This is a genomic window from Ignavibacteriales bacterium, assembly GCA_020635255.1.
Lineage (GTDB): Bacteria > Bacteroidota > Ignavibacteria > Tepidaquicellales > Tepidaquicellaceae > JAEYVS01.
Window position 1 is genome coordinate 429,836 of sequence record JACKAC010000001.1, and the last position, 16,417, is coordinate 446,252.

A 16,417-nucleotide genomic window follows, 5' to 3' on the forward strand; every position below is an offset into this window, starting at 1 on the left:
ATTTATTTAAAGTAATAATAAACAATGTCTGACAAGAAGAAAACAGGTGCTAAGGTTAAAAGATACCCGGTTGAGCAATTCTTTTCGATAAGATCTATTACTGGTTTTACACTATCTCCGGACCAAAAAAAGATATATTACATTTCAAATACTACGGGACTACCCCAGATATGGAGTGTACCTATCGAAGGCGGGTGGGCTGACCAGATCTCACTATGGAATGATGCAATTAAAGGCGTAGTTCACTATCCAAAGGAAGACAGGCTTATATTTATCAGCGATGAGAACGGAAACGAGCAAACCCAGATATACAGCATGCCTGATACAGGCGGTGAAGTGGTATATGAGTCAAAGGGATTCGAGGATTCCCAGACGTCGATAGTTTGCTTCAATAAAAAGGGCGATAAATTCCTCTTTTGTTCAAATAAAAAGCTTCCGCATAATTTCGAAACTTATGCAAAGGATACCAAAACAGGTAAGAACAAGCTTATATATTCATTCGAGGACAGGTATCCAACCGTAGCAGAGGCATGGAGCGGTAATGAAAAGTATATTGCGTTCGCGAGATTCTACGGCAATATCAACCAGGATATAATCTTGTATGATACCGAGAATAAGAAACTGAAATTTGCGACAGAGCATGACCCTGCGGAAACGATATTTAACTCCAACATAGAATTCGATAAGAATTCAAAGGGATTCTATTACATATCGGATGAAGGAAGAGAGTTCAAGGGATTAAAATACTATGACATAAAGAAGGATAAGTCTGAGTGGTTTCTTAAAGAGAACTGGGACATAACCGAATATAAGTTCTCTAAAGATTACAAATACCTCGTATATACAGTAAACAGATACGGCAGTAACACTCCGAAGCTGATGAACATGGATACAGGCAAGGTTGTAAAACTAAAACTGCCCAAAGGTAATTATTCATCGCTTAAGTTTACAAAGGATAATAAGAACCTGGTCTTTATCTGTGATAACCCGCTAAACCCGGCTGATATTTATATCTATAATTTTAAGACGCATAAGAATAAGCAGATAACATTTTCTCTTGTCGGCGGAATCGATAAGAGCGCATACACAAAACCGAAGGATATCTTTTATAAAAGCTTCGACGGGCTTAAGATACACGGACTGCTTTATGTACCAAAGGGTTTGAAGAAGGACGGTACAAACCCGGCTATAGTGTGGCCTCACGGCGGACCGGAGTGGCAGGAGATGCATAATTTCAGCAGGTATCTGCAGGTGCTCTCAAATGCAGGTTTTATAATAATCGCGCCGAATTTCAGAGGAAGTGTAGGATACGGAAAGTCCTTCCAGCAGATGATATATAAAGACTGGGGCGGGGCTGAATTTAAGGATGTGGTAGCCAGTGTAGACTATCTCAAGAATACAGGCTATGTGGACCCCAAAAAGATCGCTGTTGTAGGCGGAAGTTTTGGCGGGTTTATGTGTCTCACATGTATTACAAAGGCACCCGAACTATGGAAATGCGCAGTAGATGTATTCGGACCGTCGAATATGTTCACTTTCCTGAACTCGATCCCCGAGCACTGGAAGGATGCAACGTCCAGGCTGATAGGAGACGCAGAAAAAGACAAAGAATTATTATATGAAAGATCGCCAATAAACTTCGTCGATAATATAAAATGTCCTCTAATGGTGATCCAGGGAAGGCACGACCCAAGAGTGGTAGTAGATGAATCGGAACAGATAGTAAATAAACTGAAACAACAGGATAAGCCGGTTGAATATATTATATTGGAAGATGAAGGGCACGGATTTTCGAGAGTAAAAAATACTATTGATGTTTTCAAAAAGAAAATAGAGTTTTTAGAAAAACACTTAAGATAAACTAAAATATTCTCATGAAAAAATTCAGAGTATTTTATCTTTTATGTGTTACGGTTTTGATAGCACTCGCCTCTCACTCATGCGCGTCATTTGATGATGACTGCTGTGAGGAGGATGTTATAATTCCACCGGACACTGTAAAACTTCCTCCGGTCGTGATAGATGAAAACAAGGTGCCTTACAGGGTTACTATACAGCTTGGGGCTTTCAGGAATAAGGAATATGCCGATGAGTTTTATCAGAAGGCAAAGGCAAGCTTAGGCGGAGACGTTACTTTAAGGCTGGATAACCTGGACGGACTATATAAGATCGAAATTGGGGATTACGGCGATGTTCAGACAGCCAATAGCAGTCTGAATGGAATACAATCACGGGGTTACCCGGATGCATTTGTGCATACAATACCCAGATAGTTTTAAATGAATCAATAATACTTAGAGAGTAAATTGAGCAAAGGCAAACTGGTTCTCGAAAACGGTACAATACTTGAGGGTGAGTTGTTTGGTTATAAAGGTGTAGCAAAGGGAGAAGTAGTTTTTAATACCGCATTGTGCGGATACCAGGAAATACTGACCGACCCTTCCTATTACGGTCAGATCATAATAATGACATATCCATTGATCGGTAATTATGGCACTAACAACCGTGATACCGAATCATCAAAAGTCCAAGCGGCTGGTTTTGTTGTGGGAAGCTACGAGGATGAGTGGAGCAACGCAGATGGAAAAGCCTCACTGGACGAATATCTCAAGAAAAATAAAATAACGGCTATTACCGGTGTTGATACCAGAGCGCTGACTAAGATAGTGCGTTCCGAAGGAGCAATGCGGGGTATAATCACCGGTGAGAGAGCCGGCGAGGAAACGCTTCTAGAGAAAGTACGTGAGATCCCGCCGATGTCCGGGCAGGATATGGTGAAGTATGTTACATCCAAGGAAGCCTATGAATTAAAGTCATCTAATCCGAAATACAGGGTAGCAGTATATGATTTTGGAATAAAGGAGAATATATTAAGAGAGTTTTTGCAATTTGATACTGAGCTGAAAGTTTTCCCGGCAAAGACTGATTATCAGGAGATACTCGATTATAAGCCGGATGGTATATTTCTTTCTAATGGTCCGGGAGATCCCGACGCGGTTAAATACGGAATAGAGAATACAAAAGCACTTGTACCGACAGGTGTCCCGATCTTCGGAATATGCCTTGGGCATCAGCTAACTGCTCTTGCACTCGGCGCAAAAACATATAAGCTGAAATTCGGGCACAGGGGAGCAAATCACCCGGTAAAAAATAAGTTGTTCAATAAGATAGAGATAACATCGCAAAACCACGGATTCGCAGTCGATGTAAGCACGATCGATCCGGAGACCACGGAAATAACTCACACTAATCTATATGATATGACTAACGAGGGAATCAGGCATAAGAAATACCCCGTGATGTCGGTACAGTATCACCCTGAATCTTCGCCCGGTCCGAATGACAGTAAATATCTTTTTACTGAATTTATGAAGATCATAGAAAAATATAAAAAGAATTAATCTACACAAATTTATGCAGGAAAAGCTGATAGACGGTAAACTGATCTCAACACAGATAAAGGAAGAAATAAAAGCTGAAACGGAAAAGTTAAAATCGGAGCGAGGCATAACGCCGGGGCTTGCGTTTGTGCTGGTAGGAGAAGATCCGGCTTCAGTAGTATATGTGAGGAGCAAAGGCAAAGCGTGTGAAGAGCTCGGTTTTCATTCAGTTACTAACAAGCTTCCTGTGGAGACGACTGAGGAAGAATTACTTGCTTTAATTGATAAACACAATCACGACGATTCCATTCACGGTATACTGGTACAACTTCCTCTTCCAAAACATATCGATGAAGAAAAAGTTATAGAGGCCATAAACTACAAAAAAGACGTGGACGGATTTCATCCTCAGAATATAGGGAGAATGGCGATTGGAACAAACGCGTTCATTTCATGTACACCATACGGTATCACCGAGCTACTTAGCAGGAGCGGTGTGGATACTAAAGGAAAGGACGTAGTTGTAATCGGCAGAAGCAACATTGTCGGTAAGCCCGTTGCGAATCTTTTGCTTAGAAAAGAATTCAACTCGACCGTAACCGTGTGCCACAGCGCGACGAAAGACCTTAAAGCGCACGCTAAAAATGCGGATATATTGATAGCGGCTATCGGACGCGCTAATTTTGTAACCGCCGACATGATAAAGGAAGGAGTAGTTATTATCGATGTAGGTATCAACCGTGTGGAAGACAGTTCAAAGAAATCCGGATATCGGCTGGTTGGCGACGTGGACTTTGATGCATGTCTGCCTATTTGCAGTAAGATAACCCCGGTACCGGGAGGAGTAGGACCGATGACGATCGCGATGTTGATGAAAAATACTCTCGAATCCGCAAAAGGAACTATATATCCCTCATAAAAAAAACCTCCCATATGAGTTATTTCGAAATAGAAATAAAATCACCGCGGGAAAACTTTGAAGGAATAAACAGCATTTTATATATTTTTGGGATACAGAGCATCCTCGAAGAGGAAAGTTCATTGAAATTCTATATGCCAAAGGAGGACTGGGGACTGATAGAGAATCTCCATGAGGAGCTCGTGAAGAAGAGGCTTATCAAGAAGGGGGATTTTAAGGTAAGCAGGTTCGAGGATAAGGATTGGAATGATGAATGGGAGAAATCGATCAAGCCGGTTTACATAGATGACCGGATAGTGATCCACTCTTCATTTAATAAACATGAAGTAACAGACCCTGAAGGGAAGATACTCATCGAGATAGACCCTAAGATGTCATTTGGTACAGGACATAATTCGACGACCCAGCTAATGCTGGAGATGATGAGCAGGTATATGAGCGGGAACGAAAAGACAATGCTCGATTATGGCTGCGGTACGGCGATCCTTTCTATAGCGGGAATAAAACTCGGCTTAAGCAAAGCTATTGCGATAGACATTGATCCTGAAGCAATGGAAAATTCAAAGGAGTATGTGAAAATAAACGGAGTGGAAGAGAAGGTGTCTTTCCAGGAGTGTAATATAACGGAAGTAAAGGAAGGGAATTTCGATATTATTTGCGCTAATATTATTAGAAGTGTAATAGAAGATAATATCCTGTCAATAAAAGAGAAGCTTGCCCCGGAAGGTAAGCTCTTTATTTCCGGAGTTCTGCTTGGTGAAGAAAAATCCATTACAGGGACATTGATAAATGGCGGGTTTAAGATAAAAAAGATACTGCACCAGGACGAATGGCTGGGAATTTTTGCAACACATACAACAAATTAAAATATATATAATATGACAAAGAAGTTTTTACTAATTATTGCGGTAGTATTTATTTATGCAGGAACTGCTTCAGCGCAAGTAAAAGATCTTAATTTCAAACTCACACACCAGATAATAGAAACACAGTCCTATGTTGTAGGTGATGATGAAGGGCATACGGTCGGTGTAGCCAAAGGAACGGGACTCGGATATTTCGATGAAGGTGTCGCGGTACTGACAGCATACTTTATATTTGATTATACCGACGGCAACGGCGGATTTACGGGTTATTATGTGATAGAATTTACCGATGAGTCCGAGATCACATTAAAAGCGGTTGGTACGGCACTCGAATACCCGGATGAAAAAAAGACGGTCTTTGATACCGAGATAACATACATTGGCGGTAAAGGGAAATACCTTGGTATTACAGGCAAGGGAACAATGATTGGACAGAGGAAGAATCGCGTCGAATCGGGCGCTCCGGTATTCCTCGAGGTTACATCTACTTATGAAAACAGGTAACATTGGGAAAACCCGACGGAAATATTTTTGAATATGACGTGGATGGCAGTTCTAAGTATGAAAAGTTCGACGAACTCTTTGCTTTGGGAGGTACTCTCGTCGAGAGGATAGTCTCGACAGGGCAGTCAACACCCGAAGGTAAATGGCTTGAGCAGGATAGAGATGAATGGGTGGTGCTTTTGCAGGGGAATGCAAAGCTGTCTTTCGAAGGTGGCAATGATGTCGATTTAAATAGAGGAGATTATGTTTTTATTTCCGCCGGTACAAAGCATAGAGTCGAAATGACAAGCAGTGAACCGGAATGTTTATGGCTGGCATTTCATGGGAATTTTACAGAAGAAGGTGAATGAATTTTATTCATTTGAAAAGAAATCAAATTACTGTAAATTATTATCGACCATTCTAATTAAAAAATAACCAATGTTTTATCTTGATGACCTTTTTGATAGGTGGCTGGACAATTGGTTACTAAGTATTGGAGTTCCCGCAGACGTTGAAGTATATCTGGCTCTACTGATAAATTTTGTTTTCCTCGGCATAATATGTTTTATATTTTACTTCCTCACAGTTAAGCTCTTTCGACGGATCCTCAAATCAATTTCGGGTAAGACAAAGAATCTCTGGGATGATGCATTTTTTTCTGCAAAGGTATATAAACCTCTTGCGCACATAATACCCGCATTAATAATCAGTTATTCGATCCCATTTATTTTTGATGACCTGCCGGATGTCATTCCAGCATTTCAAAAGATGGCAGATATTTATATAGTTATTGCTGTTCTTACATCCATAAACGGTGTTATCATACCGCTTCAAAAGTTAGCATCAAGAGGAGAAGTCTTTAAACATAAACCGCTCGACGGTTACTTTCAGACTTTAAGGGTGGTCTTTTACATAACTGCCGGGATAATAATACTGGCGATACTGCTCGATGAATCGCCGGTATATTTCCTAACGGCATTTGGAGCATTTTCGGCTATCATACTTTTGATATTTAAGGATACAATACTGGGAATTGTTGCGGTGCTTCAAATATCCGCGAACGACCTTATTAGGATTGGTGACTGGATAGAAATGCCTTCGGTTGGTGCCGACGGCGTGGTAAAAGATATTTCCATTGGAACAGTGAAAGTGCGGAATTTTGATAATACATTTGTAACGGTACCGACATATAAACTCGTTTCCGAATCTTTTAAAAACTGGCGAGGGATGGCTGAAGCCGGAGGAAGAAGGCTCAAAAGGGCAGTGAAAATAAATCTTCACAGTATAAAGATCTGTGATAATGAAATGCTCAAAAAATATTATGACGTGCATTATATGAAGGATTATATAGATAAAAGGAAGGCTGAAATTGAAGCATTCAATAGCAGTGAAGGCGGAGTACCGGAACCAATTAAAGGGGTACATATAACAAACCTCGAACTGTTACGACACTACATGAATTCTTATTTATGTAACCATGAGCACATACAAAAAAATCTTATACATACCGTGAGGCAATTACCGCCCGAAGGCAATGCAATGCCTGTCGAACTGTATGCATTCACTAATACGACAGACTGGGTGACATATGAAGAGATACAAGCCGACGTATTTAATCACGTTCTTTTTGCCGCTAAAAATTTTGACCTGGAGATATCATAATGAAGAATCCCGAGTACTGGATCGATAAGTTACAAATGAAACCCCATCCCGAAGGCGGTTACTTCAAAGAAGTTTACAGATCTGAAGAATCATACAGCGGTGAACATTTGCCGGAGAGATTTGGCGGAGACAGATCGCACAGCACATCGATATACTTTCTGCTGGTTGGTGAGCAGGTATCCAAGTTTCACCGTATAAAATCGGATGAGGTATGGCATTTTTATGAGGGATCGCCTGTAACGGTTCACAGGATTACAAGGACCGGTGAATTAAAATCGACAGTGCTCGGCAGAAATCATGATGCAGGTGAACAGTTACAGTTTGCTGTTCCTCACGGCGAATGGTTTGGTGCGGAAGTAAACAATAAAGATTCATACTCGCTTGTAGGATGCACTGTTGCACCCGGCTTCCACTTCGAGGATTTTGAGCTGGCTGAAAGAGATACTCTTCAAAAGGAATTTCCCGATCATAGTGATATCATTCAAAGACTAACCTGAGGTAACTAAGCATCCCGAAATTTCGTATTTTAGAATTATAGTGCCGTGTATTTTGTATTTGAAAGGAAAAAAATATTAAGTATCTTATTTATACTGAGTCTTAATAAGGATAAAATTACGTGATTTTGCTCACATTAAAACTTTGCATTTAAATACGATTCGATTACTCGTATTTTTGTAATGTGAAGATAAAATTATAAAACATTACTACAAACTAACTATAAGGAAATGGAAAAGAATCTTTTACAAAGATTTTCAGTTGTTCTTTTTATTCTGGCTATTGTATTCAGTGTTTACAGTTGTAATGAGGGTGATACGATAATTATTACACCTGCAAACAATACAATCAGCGGGAAGATAACTTTTGTTGACACGAACCGCATAACTTCCGGCGGTTATTATGATATAGGTGTATTTCCAAACCCGTCGAATCCACCGACGTATTGGTTTGGACCACCAACTGTAAATGACACGCTAGAGTTAATATTCGTAAATGGCAAGTATGAGGCTTTTTATAGCTTATCAGGTGTACCAGACGGAGATTATGTAGTAGCAGTTGGATTTAGAAAAGATACAGGCGGTCAAAGTCCGATCATGGGCGTATATGGATGCGATACTGCGCGCGCTGTATGGGGCTCGACATGCTTCCTTGATCCGCAGAGGATCTCAATTGTGAATAACGCCGGTGTGACAGATGTAAACTTTCTGTCATGGGCAGATACAACGAATAAAATCTATTAATACGTTTGATCATAGATCTGAAATATTTTTATAAGGGAGCTGTCGTTTGTTTTATGACAGCTCTTATTAATTGCCCGCTAATCTCATCCGCATATTGCCAGGAGGTTGGGTCGCTGTCGGGGCTTGTAGTCGATGATGATTCAAAGGAGGTGATAGCTTCCGCAACGGTTACGCTCGAGAACGCGGATACTAAGAGTTTTATAAAAACCGAGACGGACATCTCAGGGAATTATGCGTTTGCAGATGTACCGGCAGGTCTGTACAATATCTCATCGAACAGAATAGGATACGTTTCGCAATCTTTCCGCATATTAATTGAGGACGGTAAAAAGAAGACATTCAATATATTCCTCTCACCCGCTCAGATAGAAACGGAAAAGGTTAATGTCACTTCGTCAAAAGTAGAGCTAACCCTACAGCAGACACCTTCTTCGATCAACCTTGTAGAATCAGACGAAATTAAGCAAAAGAACTTCCTCACGTTCGATAATATAATGGAGGGAGTACAGGGTGTTACAGTGAATAGGAGCAGTGGTATAAATGTTAGTTCACTTTCCATAAGGGGCTCATCCGATGTGGCGGGAGGTGGCATAGGTAATAGGGTACTGCTTCTGCTGGACGGAAGACCTTCGCTTACGGGCGATTCAAAGGGAGCGCTATGGTCGCTGATACCTATTTCGATGATAGAGCGGACGGAAGTAGTTAAGGGGGCGTTTTCTTCTCTCTACGGGTCGAGCGCGATTGGGGGAGTGGTTAACGTCATAACAAAGAAACCGACTTATAAGCCCTCCCTGTATGTAAATCTCAACTATGGATTTTATGAGAAGCTCCCAAATAGCCAGAGATTTTCCAATGATCTGCTCACATATACCGGAGCTGACGTTCTCCACAGCAATACGATCGGAAAGTTTTCGTATTTATTTAATCTAGACTATAAGCAAAGTGACGGGCATGCACAGCAGACTGATTACGAGTTTTACGGAATTAATTCTAAATTCACATACGATGTAATAGATAACCGTGACCTTGAGGTCTCCCTTCAGTATACGAATTCCAAGAGCGGATATCCTCATTATTGGAGTACGTCATCACAGCCTTACAAGGTTGCGACTTATTATCTTGGCGATGAGATCGATAAGCAGACGCAGAGCTTCGACGTTTACTACCGGGCCTTCCCGAATACAAAATCTAAATACAGCACAAGATTTTATTATTACGGATTGAACAGTAATTCTTTCTATAATCCCAATAATCCCGTATCGCGACAGTTCGCTCCTTCCGGGCAGGGACTGGATACCTATATAGATTCATATAACTTCGGTAATATATCACAATTCGATATGCAGATCGGGAAGTCTAATTACTTGATTGCAGGGCTGGATGCGCAATGGAATATTGTAAGATCGCAGCCTGCGGATATACTCTATGGTGACCAGCAGATGAATAATTTCGGAATCTTTGCGCAGGATAAAATAGATCTCATAACAGACAAGTTCTCTAACCCGGTATTAAGCACTACACTCGGCGCAAGATTAGATTATAATCTTGTTGTATCGGGAATTGAGTCATTCCAGGTAAGTCCGAAGATATCATTTCTCTATACACCGGAGGTATCTTCCGGGGTGTTGAGCAATACGTCGTTCAGATTGCTGGGGGGGAGAGCATTCAGAGCGCCATCGATAGCGGAGCTATATTTCAAAAAAGAGCTATTCGGTGGTTTTGATTTTGTATATAATCCCGATCTCAAGCCCGAAGAAATGTATTCAATTGAATTTGGATTAAGAAAGCAGTTCAGGAACAGGTTTACGTTTGATGCGGCGGTTTTTTACAATCTGTACGATAATCTAATACAATACCGTAATATTGGAACTGGGGTTTACGGACCGTTCCAGGTACAAAATGTTGCGGATGCAGAGATAAAGGGATTTGAGTTTTATATTGACTATAACTCCACATTAAATGTTTCTGGTGAGCCGTTCGGATACTATTTTAATGTAGGTTATACATATATGGACGCGAAGGATACATCACCCGATAGAGCAGACGACCTGCTTCCATACAAACCAAAGAATAATCTGAACTTCACCACAAATTTCGATTACTACGGATTTAATCTAAATATTTACGGCAGGTATCTCAGCAAAGTAGAAGAGGTGATATTCTATAGATATGAAGAGCCTCAGGATTATTTCCTACTTAATGCAAAACTCAGCAAACAACTTACAAGCAATTTCTCGATCTTTATCGGAGCTAATAACATCCTGGATGAGTCTTACCAGGAGCTGGAACGCATCCAGGCTCCAAACAGGAATTTTAATTCAGGTGTAAATATTCAGTTTTAAAAACTGCTCTCCGAATCTTTTCGTTTACTCCGACGTATCATTTAATAAAAAATTCACAACATGAAATTATTGGTAATTGGCGGTACAGTTTTTCTTGGCAGACATATTGTAGAGTATGCGCTAAGCGAAGGACATGAAGTTACATTATTTAACAGAGGTCAGCACAACCCGGAGTTATTTCCGGATGTTGAAAAGATCAAAGGAGACAGGAAAACAGATTATGGTATGCTTGCCGGCAGGGAATGGGATGCTGTAATCGATACTTGCGGGTATGTCCCGGGTGATGTGCGTAATACCGCCGAGACATTGAAAGATTCGGTTAAGAGGTATGTTTTTATTTCGAGTATAAATGCATTTAGGGATGTTGAGGAAGCAGGAATAGACGAATCTTATCCTGAAGCGCAACTTCCCGAAGGCGCATCGATGGATGAAATGACAATGGAGACTTATGGTCCATTGAAAGTATTATGCGAACATGAAGTGAAAAGAATATTCCCCGATGGATATATTAATATAAGGTCGGGGCTTATTGTTGGCCCAAATGATCCGTCCGATAGATTTACTTACTGGGTGAACAGGATAGGTAAGGGCGGAAGTGTCTTATGTCCCGGAAATGGGAATACTCCAGTACAATTTATCGATGTGAGGGATCTGGCAAGATGGTCTGTCAAAATGGCATTGGACGGAGAACCCGGACTTTACAGCGGGACAGGACCCGATCATTTACTGACGATGGGACAATTCCTGGAGACATGCCGAGCTATATGTAATCCGGATGCCGATCTGGTATGGATAGACGAAAAATCACTCGAAGAAAATGAAGTTTCGCCATGGTCCGAAATGCCGGCATGGGCACCCGACTCTGTAAAGGAGTTTCACGGCCTGGGAAGGATAAATATCAATAAAGCTTTGGTGAATGGATTGAAATTTACCTCATTGGAAAACACGATAAAGGACACTTTTAAATGGGATTCCAGCCGTCCAAAACAAACAAAATTGCGCGCCGGGATCGATCCGGAAAAAGAAAAAAAGATATTAGAAAAGTATAAATCCGAAGCGGAAAAGCTATAAATTTGCGCAAACTTTGAACTATTTAATACAAGAATATTTAATTATTTAATCTCGCCAATATTACAAATCAATTAAGGAATTATTAAATTCCCCTTCATTTATTAGTAAAACAACTGCGTTATTATAAGGCTAACTACTTATTTTTTTTTGTTTTTCTTTATTTTATTCATTATATTTGTTTTACTAATTTTTAAAGATTAAGCAATAATTTAATAAATCCAAAAGGGGGATTTTGAATGAAAAAGAAATTTCTTCTTCTACTTTTTCTTATTACAGCAGTAGTTTCTTTACCATCCCAGGCCCAATTTAAAGGTTATAAAGTTAAAGGGGGCTTGCAATTTGGTCCGGCATTATTCTTCTCCGAATTCGACGATAGAGGTTTCTCTTTCAACGGCAGAGGTTTTATAGCTATTGAATTGGGCAGATACTTTGATCTGGAAATTGGAGGAGGTTTCGTAAGGATAAAAGGAAGTGACGGAACTTACAATCCGGCTGACGAAGAGTTCACCACTCAGTTGATTCCAATCGATCTAAGATTGAGAATCGAACCTTTCAAGTTCAAAACAGTTAATCCATATTTTTACATTGGCGGTGGAGTTATGCATTACGACGTAACGGATACTACTTCCGTTAACGTTGCGGCACCTTCAGGGCAAGGTCCAACCCAAAGCGGCTGGACAGGCTTTATTCCTGCCGGTATTGGTATGGAATTTAAGTTAGGTAAGCAGGCTCTGTTTGACGTCAATTTAGGTGTGGCGTATACATTTACAGATAACCTGAACTATTTTGTAGTAGATAATTTTAAAGACTGCTATACGTATTTGAATGTCGGTCTTACTCTGACAGGAAGCAGTGGTCCTACTGATACAGACAGGGACGGCTTGACTGATGATTACGAAGAGCAGATCGGTACCGATCCAAACAATCCTGACACCGACGGTGACGGACTAAAGGACGGCGAAGAAGTTAATGCTTACAAGACCGATCCTCTCAATCCTGATACTGACGGTGATGGTCTAAAAGACGGTGAAGAAGTAAGAACTTACAGCACTAACCCGCTCAATCCTGATACCGATGGTGACGGATTAAGGGATGGTGAAGAAGTGAATACTTACGCAACCAATCCTAACAACGCCGATACTGACGGAGACGGACTCAGTGATGGTGCCGAAGTAAGAGAATATGCCACTGATCCTCTAAACAGAGACAGTGACGGTGATACTCTTACAGACGGAGAAGAAGTTTTAACATACAGGACCAATCCACTGAATAGAGATACCGATGCAGGTGGTGTCGATGACGGCACGGAAGTAAGAAGGGGAACCGATCCTCTGAATCCTGCTGACGACGTAGAAAAGATCGAAATTGGAACGGTAATTATCCTTGAAGGAATTAACTTTGAAAAAGGCAAGGCAACAATTACAATGGATTCCGAAGAGATCTTAAGAACAGGTGCTCTTAAAACTATGGAAGATAATCCTGAAATAGTTGTTGAGATCAGCGGTCACACTGACAGCGATGGTAGTGATTCATACAACCAACAGCTTTCACAGGACAGAGCTAATTCGGTAAAACAATGGCTGGTAGAACATGGAATCAACGGTGACAGAATTGAAACTGTTGGTTACGGTGAAGATAAACCGATTGCTCCGAACGATACTCCTGAAAATAAACTCAAAAACAGAAGAATTGAGTTTAAGAGAATTAGATAATATTTAAGCTTAATTAGCTTACTAAAGCCCGCCTTTAAATTACCGGCGGGCTTTTTTATTTTTGTATATGAATGACAATGAAAAGAAAAGCAGGCTGCCTGACGACTATAAGTTGATCGAAGGCGAGGATTATTATATAGACGAGCTGGGAAGGTATGTTTTTACCTCGGAATATTTATTGAAAAGGGGTTATTGCTGTGAAAACGGATGCAGGAATTGTCCGTATGGTTTTGAAAAGAAACCCTCCGTTTAGGAGGGTCCTTTATTAGTATATTCCTAGACCATTTTCGTCTATCAGGTCTATCAGATCACTATATGGTACGAGAAGTTCTGTAGTACCTGCCGCGTAAGGCTTTATCTCATAGATATTATAAAAGAAATAGATCCCCTGAGGTGTTAATAAAAAATTGTCATTATACTCGATATGATCCTCGAACATGTCTGCGTCGGTTAATGGCTGGTTTGGTTCGAGATCATTTTCCTTGCGGAATGCTTTATCGACCAGTTGATTAAGTTTCTTCTCAAAGCCGTGCACGAAAATATCCTTGAGCTGAACCGGCTTACCTGTATTGTAATCATAATTGTAATAAGTAAGGTAATGAACAGGGTGAGCCCCTCCTGTATACATTTCATACCCGAGCTCGAAACTTACTACCTGTGAAAGCTCATTTAAGTTTTGGTAGCTTGCATCCAAGTACCATCCTACCGGCGGGACATCGGGATATTCCTTCTGGAATTTCACGAACTCGTCGATAAACCCGTCTGCCATTTCTTCTATCGTATTGTATTTTGTATCCTCCATCCTGAATATATCATTCAGTATTACGTTCTTTGCATATCCATTAAACAGATCCTTGTTTTTTCCCTCGGTCATCCAGACATAAGTAAGGTCAAATTCAGGACAGTTACTGGAGGTCGTATCGCACCCTTGGAGCGTTCTTTTGAGCGTCTTGGTTTCATACTTAATGCCGTATGGCGGCTCTTTACCGTCCTGTGAAAGCGCGCTTCCGGCAAAAAGAACTAATAAACAACAAATTAAAAATGATTGGATTTTTCTCATATATTTTTAAAATTATAAATCTTAAATGCATCAGAATGCAAATTGTTTCAATCTAGTATATCCCGTTTTCCTTTAATATGGCTTTTAGGTCAGCATAGGGAATAAACACTTCCGCCGGTCCATATACATAAGCCCAGATCTCATAGATATTATAATGAAAAGTTATACCTTCCTTTGTGAGCAGGAAGTTGTTATTGAAAGTAAGTGAATCAGCAAATAGTCCTGCATCTGTGAGAGGCTTATCTGCGGGGAGATTTTGGTCTTTACGGAATTTTGCGACGACCAAGTCAGTAAGTTGTTTCTCATATCCCGGGTTGAATATGTCATTCAATGTGATAGAATCACCGGTCTCAGCATTAAAATTATAGTAATATTCAAAATATGAGGGGTGAGCCCCACCCGTGAACATGTCGAAGTTTTGCCTGAAACTCAATATTTTTTCGGTACCGGTAGTATCTTTCATTGTTGCATTCAGATACCAGCTTCCCGGCATATCGGGAATCTCTTTCTTTGTAGTTTCGTAATCCTTTATAAACCCGTTCATCATCGCGTCCAAGGATCCGTATGTGCTGTCGCCAAGCGGATACATGGTTGTGAGAAGTATGGTGTTAATCTGTAAATTAACCGCGTTCATGCTTTTTCCCGCAGTCATTTCATCATAAGTGATCTTTATATACGAACAGCTGTCTGAATTCTCCTTGCATCCGTTATAGCTCTGGAATAAAACCTTTTCCTCGAATTTAGGAGCTGATGATGTTTCTGTCTTAGTATCCCCGTTGTTTTGTGCATCATTTTCTTTCTTTTGCCCGCAGGAATAGAAAATAAAGGCAAGTAATAAAACGAATGTAATTGATGAGTATTTCATGATGGAATCTTTAAGTTGAGAAAATGCGGCGTTATACAAAAATACGGAAGTTGGAATGGTTATTCAAATGGATAATCGATAAGGAGTATTTCATTATTGATATTGGAGTAAATTAAAAGTAGTTTTTTAAATCAAAATAAATCAATTGATATGTTTATAGGACACTTTGGAGTAGGGCTTGGTGCCAAAAAAGCCGCTCCAAAAGTATCTCTTGGTACGCTATTTATGGCATGCCAGTTTTTGGATCTCCTCTGGCCGACCTTCCTCTTGCTGGGATGGGAAACTGTAAAGATCGATCCGGACAATACCGTCTTGACCCCGTTGGATTTTACTTCATATCCAATATCTCACAGCCTGCTGATGTCATGTGTCTGGGGTTTTATTTTTGGACTCGTGTATTTTATTATAAGGAAGGATCTGAAGAACTCTGTAATTCTGGGATTACTGGTTATAAGTCACTGGGTGCTGGATTTTTTTGTTCACCGTCCGGATCTGCCGCTTTTCCCGTGGGGATCGGCAATGGTGGGATTGGGACTATGGAATAATGCTATTATCGAAATAGTTATTGAATCGCTGGTGTTTTTATTGGGGCTGGTATTATATGTGAATGTCACAAAGCCAAAGAATAAAAGGGGTATCTTTGCATTCTGGTCGATGATAATATTTCTTGTTGTTATCCACGGATCTAATATGACGGGTCCGCCGCCTCCCAATGTCACTGCAATAGCCTGGGTAGGACAGCTTCAATGGCTCATCGTATTATGGGCTTACTGGGCTGATAGGAATAGAGTTTTAAAAAAATGAGTAAAGGCGGGA

At 40.5% G+C, this 16,417-nt stretch carries 17 protein-coding genes; 15 read left to right on the forward strand and 2 right to left on the reverse strand.

Annotated elements, in window-relative coordinates; translation table 11 throughout:
• The first annotated feature begins 24 nt into the window (after nt 1-24).
• The 14 genes from H6614_01915 to H6614_01980 all read left to right on the forward strand — a co-directional run bounded on the left by H6614_01915 (nt 25) and on the right by H6614_01980 (nt 13,929).
• On the forward strand, nt 25-1,860 hold the full coding sequence (locus H6614_01915; protein ID MCB9242413.1) for a S9 family peptidase: 1,836 nt from the start codon (nt 25-27) through the stop codon (nt 1,858-1,860).
• 14 nt (nt 1,861-1,874) lie between these two features.
• Nucleotides 1,875-2,273: an SPOR domain-containing protein gene (locus tag H6614_01920; protein ID MCB9242414.1), complete on the forward strand. Its 399-nt coding sequence runs from the start codon at nt 1,875-1,877 to the stop codon at nt 2,271-2,273.
• A 33-nt stretch (nt 2,274-2,306) separates the two neighbouring features.
• Nucleotides 2,307-3,401 (forward strand): glutamine-hydrolyzing carbamoyl-phosphate synthase small subunit, encoded by a 1,095-nt coding sequence (gene carA, locus H6614_01925; protein MCB9242415.1) that lies wholly within the window; start codon nt 2,307-2,309, stop codon nt 3,399-3,401.
• Nucleotides 3,402-3,414: 13 nt separating this feature from the next.
• Nucleotides 3,415-4,299: a bifunctional methylenetetrahydrofolate dehydrogenase/methenyltetrahydrofolate cyclohydrolase FolD gene (folD, locus tag H6614_01930; protein MCB9242416.1), complete on the forward strand. Its 885-nt coding sequence runs from the start codon at nt 3,415-3,417 to the stop codon at nt 4,297-4,299.
• Between the two features lie 14 nt (nt 4,300-4,313).
• Complete coding sequence (gene prmA, locus H6614_01935; GenBank protein MCB9242417.1) at nt 4,314-5,165, forward strand: 50S ribosomal protein L11 methyltransferase; 852 nt, start codon at nt 4,314-4,316, stop codon at nt 5,163-5,165.
• Between the two features lie 12 nt (nt 5,166-5,177).
• Entirely contained in the window at nt 5,178-5,669 is a 492-nt protein-coding gene (locus H6614_01940) for a hypothetical protein (GenBank protein ID MCB9242418.1), read from the forward strand.
• Nucleotides 5,670-5,692: 23 nt separating this feature from the next.
• Complete coding sequence (locus H6614_01945) at nt 5,693-6,019, forward strand: cupin domain-containing protein (GenBank protein MCB9242419.1); 327 nt, start codon at nt 5,693-5,695, stop codon at nt 6,017-6,019.
• A 70-nt stretch (nt 6,020-6,089) separates the two neighbouring features.
• Nucleotides 6,090-7,313, forward strand: coding sequence for a mechanosensitive ion channel (locus H6614_01950; protein MCB9242420.1), 1,224 nt, complete (start codon nt 6,090-6,092; stop codon nt 7,311-7,313).
• Nucleotides 7,313-7,810 carry a cupin domain-containing protein gene (locus H6614_01955; protein ID MCB9242421.1) on the forward strand — a complete coding sequence of 166 codons (498 nt, stop codon included), beginning with the start codon at nt 7,313-7,315 and terminating at the stop codon, nt 7,808-7,810. The genes H6614_01950 and H6614_01955 overlap by 1 nt, the downstream gene beginning before the upstream one ends.
• A gap of 228 nt (nt 7,811-8,038) precedes the next feature.
• Nucleotides 8,039-8,551, forward strand: a complete 513-nt coding sequence (locus H6614_01960; protein MCB9242422.1) for a hypothetical protein — start codon at nt 8,039-8,041, stop codon at nt 8,549-8,551.
• Nucleotides 8,552-8,604: 53 nt separating this feature from the next.
• A complete protein-coding gene (locus tag H6614_01965) occupies nt 8,605-10,893 on the forward strand; it encodes a TonB-dependent receptor (GenBank protein MCB9242423.1) in 2,289 nt (762 codons plus the stop codon).
• Between the two features lie 60 nt (nt 10,894-10,953).
• Nucleotides 10,954-11,964 carry an NAD-dependent epimerase/dehydratase family protein gene (locus H6614_01970; GenBank protein ID MCB9242424.1) on the forward strand — a complete coding sequence of 337 codons (1,011 nt, stop codon included), beginning with the start codon at nt 10,954-10,956 and terminating at the stop codon, nt 11,962-11,964.
• Between the two features lie 236 nt (nt 11,965-12,200).
• Nucleotides 12,201-13,676, forward strand: coding sequence for an OmpA family protein (locus H6614_01975; protein MCB9242425.1), 1,476 nt, complete (start codon nt 12,201-12,203; stop codon nt 13,674-13,676).
• 67 nt (nt 13,677-13,743) lie between these two features.
• Nucleotides 13,744-13,929, forward strand: a complete 186-nt coding sequence (locus tag H6614_01980; protein ID MCB9242426.1) for a hypothetical protein — start codon at nt 13,744-13,746, stop codon at nt 13,927-13,929.
• Nucleotides 13,930-13,941: 12 nt separating this feature from the next.
• Here H6614_01980 and H6614_01985 read toward each other — a convergent pair whose 3' ends face one another.
• The gene (locus H6614_01985) at nt 13,942-14,736 is read right to left on the reverse strand and encodes a DUF3298 domain-containing protein (GenBank protein ID MCB9242427.1); all 795 of its coding nucleotides are present in this window, start codon (nt 14,734-14,736) and stop codon (nt 13,942-13,944) included.
• Between the two features lie 52 nt (nt 14,737-14,788).
• Entirely contained in the window at nt 14,789-15,601 is an 813-nt protein-coding gene (locus H6614_01990; GenBank protein MCB9242428.1) for a DUF3298 domain-containing protein, read from the reverse strand.
• A gap of 150 nt (nt 15,602-15,751) precedes the next feature.
• On the opposite strand from H6614_01990, the gene H6614_01995 reads away from it, so the two are divergent.
• Nucleotides 15,752-16,405 (forward strand): hypothetical protein, encoded by a 654-nt coding sequence (locus H6614_01995; protein ID MCB9242429.1) that lies wholly within the window; start codon nt 15,752-15,754, stop codon nt 16,403-16,405.
• Nucleotides 16,406-16,417 lie beyond the last annotated feature (12 nt).

Bases quoted from the DNA above. Each gene is read 5' to 3' on its own strand.
- H6614_01995 (MCB9242429.1), top strand. From the start codon at position 15,752: ATGTTTATAGGACACTTTGGAGTAGGGCTTGGTGCCAAAAAAGCCGCT.
- H6614_01965 (MCB9242423.1), top strand. From the start codon at position 8,605: ATGACAGCTCTTATTAATTGCCCGCTAATCTCATCCGCATATTGCCAG.
- H6614_01985 (MCB9242427.1), bottom strand. From the start codon at position 14,736: ATGAGAAAAATCCAATCATTTTTAATTTGTTGTTTATTAGTTCTTTTT.
- H6614_01955 (MCB9242421.1), top strand. From the start codon at position 7,313: ATGAAGAATCCCGAGTACTGGATCGATAAGTTACAAATGAAACCCCAT.
- folD (MCB9242416.1), top strand. From the start codon at position 3,415: ATGCAGGAAAAGCTGATAGACGGTAAACTGATCTCAACACAGATAAAG.
- H6614_01970 (MCB9242424.1), top strand. From the start codon at position 10,954: ATGAAATTATTGGTAATTGGCGGTACAGTTTTTCTTGGCAGACATATT.
- H6614_01915 (MCB9242413.1), top strand. From the start codon at position 25: ATGTCTGACAAGAAGAAAACAGGTGCTAAGGTTAAAAGATACCCGGTT.
- H6614_01950 (MCB9242420.1), top strand. From the start codon at position 6,090: ATGTTTTATCTTGATGACCTTTTTGATAGGTGGCTGGACAATTGGTTA.
- H6614_01940 (MCB9242418.1), top strand. From the start codon at position 5,178: ATGACAAAGAAGTTTTTACTAATTATTGCGGTAGTATTTATTTATGCA.
- H6614_01975 (MCB9242425.1), top strand. From the start codon at position 12,201: ATGAAAAAGAAATTTCTTCTTCTACTTTTTCTTATTACAGCAGTAGTT.
- H6614_01990 (MCB9242428.1), bottom strand. From the start codon at position 15,601: ATGAAATACTCATCAATTACATTCGTTTTATTACTTGCCTTTATTTTC.
- prmA (MCB9242417.1), top strand. From the start codon at position 4,314: ATGAGTTATTTCGAAATAGAAATAAAATCACCGCGGGAAAACTTTGAA.
- H6614_01960 (MCB9242422.1), top strand. From the start codon at position 8,039: ATGGAAAAGAATCTTTTACAAAGATTTTCAGTTGTTCTTTTTATTCTG.
- H6614_01980 (MCB9242426.1), top strand. From the start codon at position 13,744: ATGAATGACAATGAAAAGAAAAGCAGGCTGCCTGACGACTATAAGTTG.
- H6614_01920 (MCB9242414.1), top strand. From the start codon at position 1,875: ATGAAAAAATTCAGAGTATTTTATCTTTTATGTGTTACGGTTTTGATA.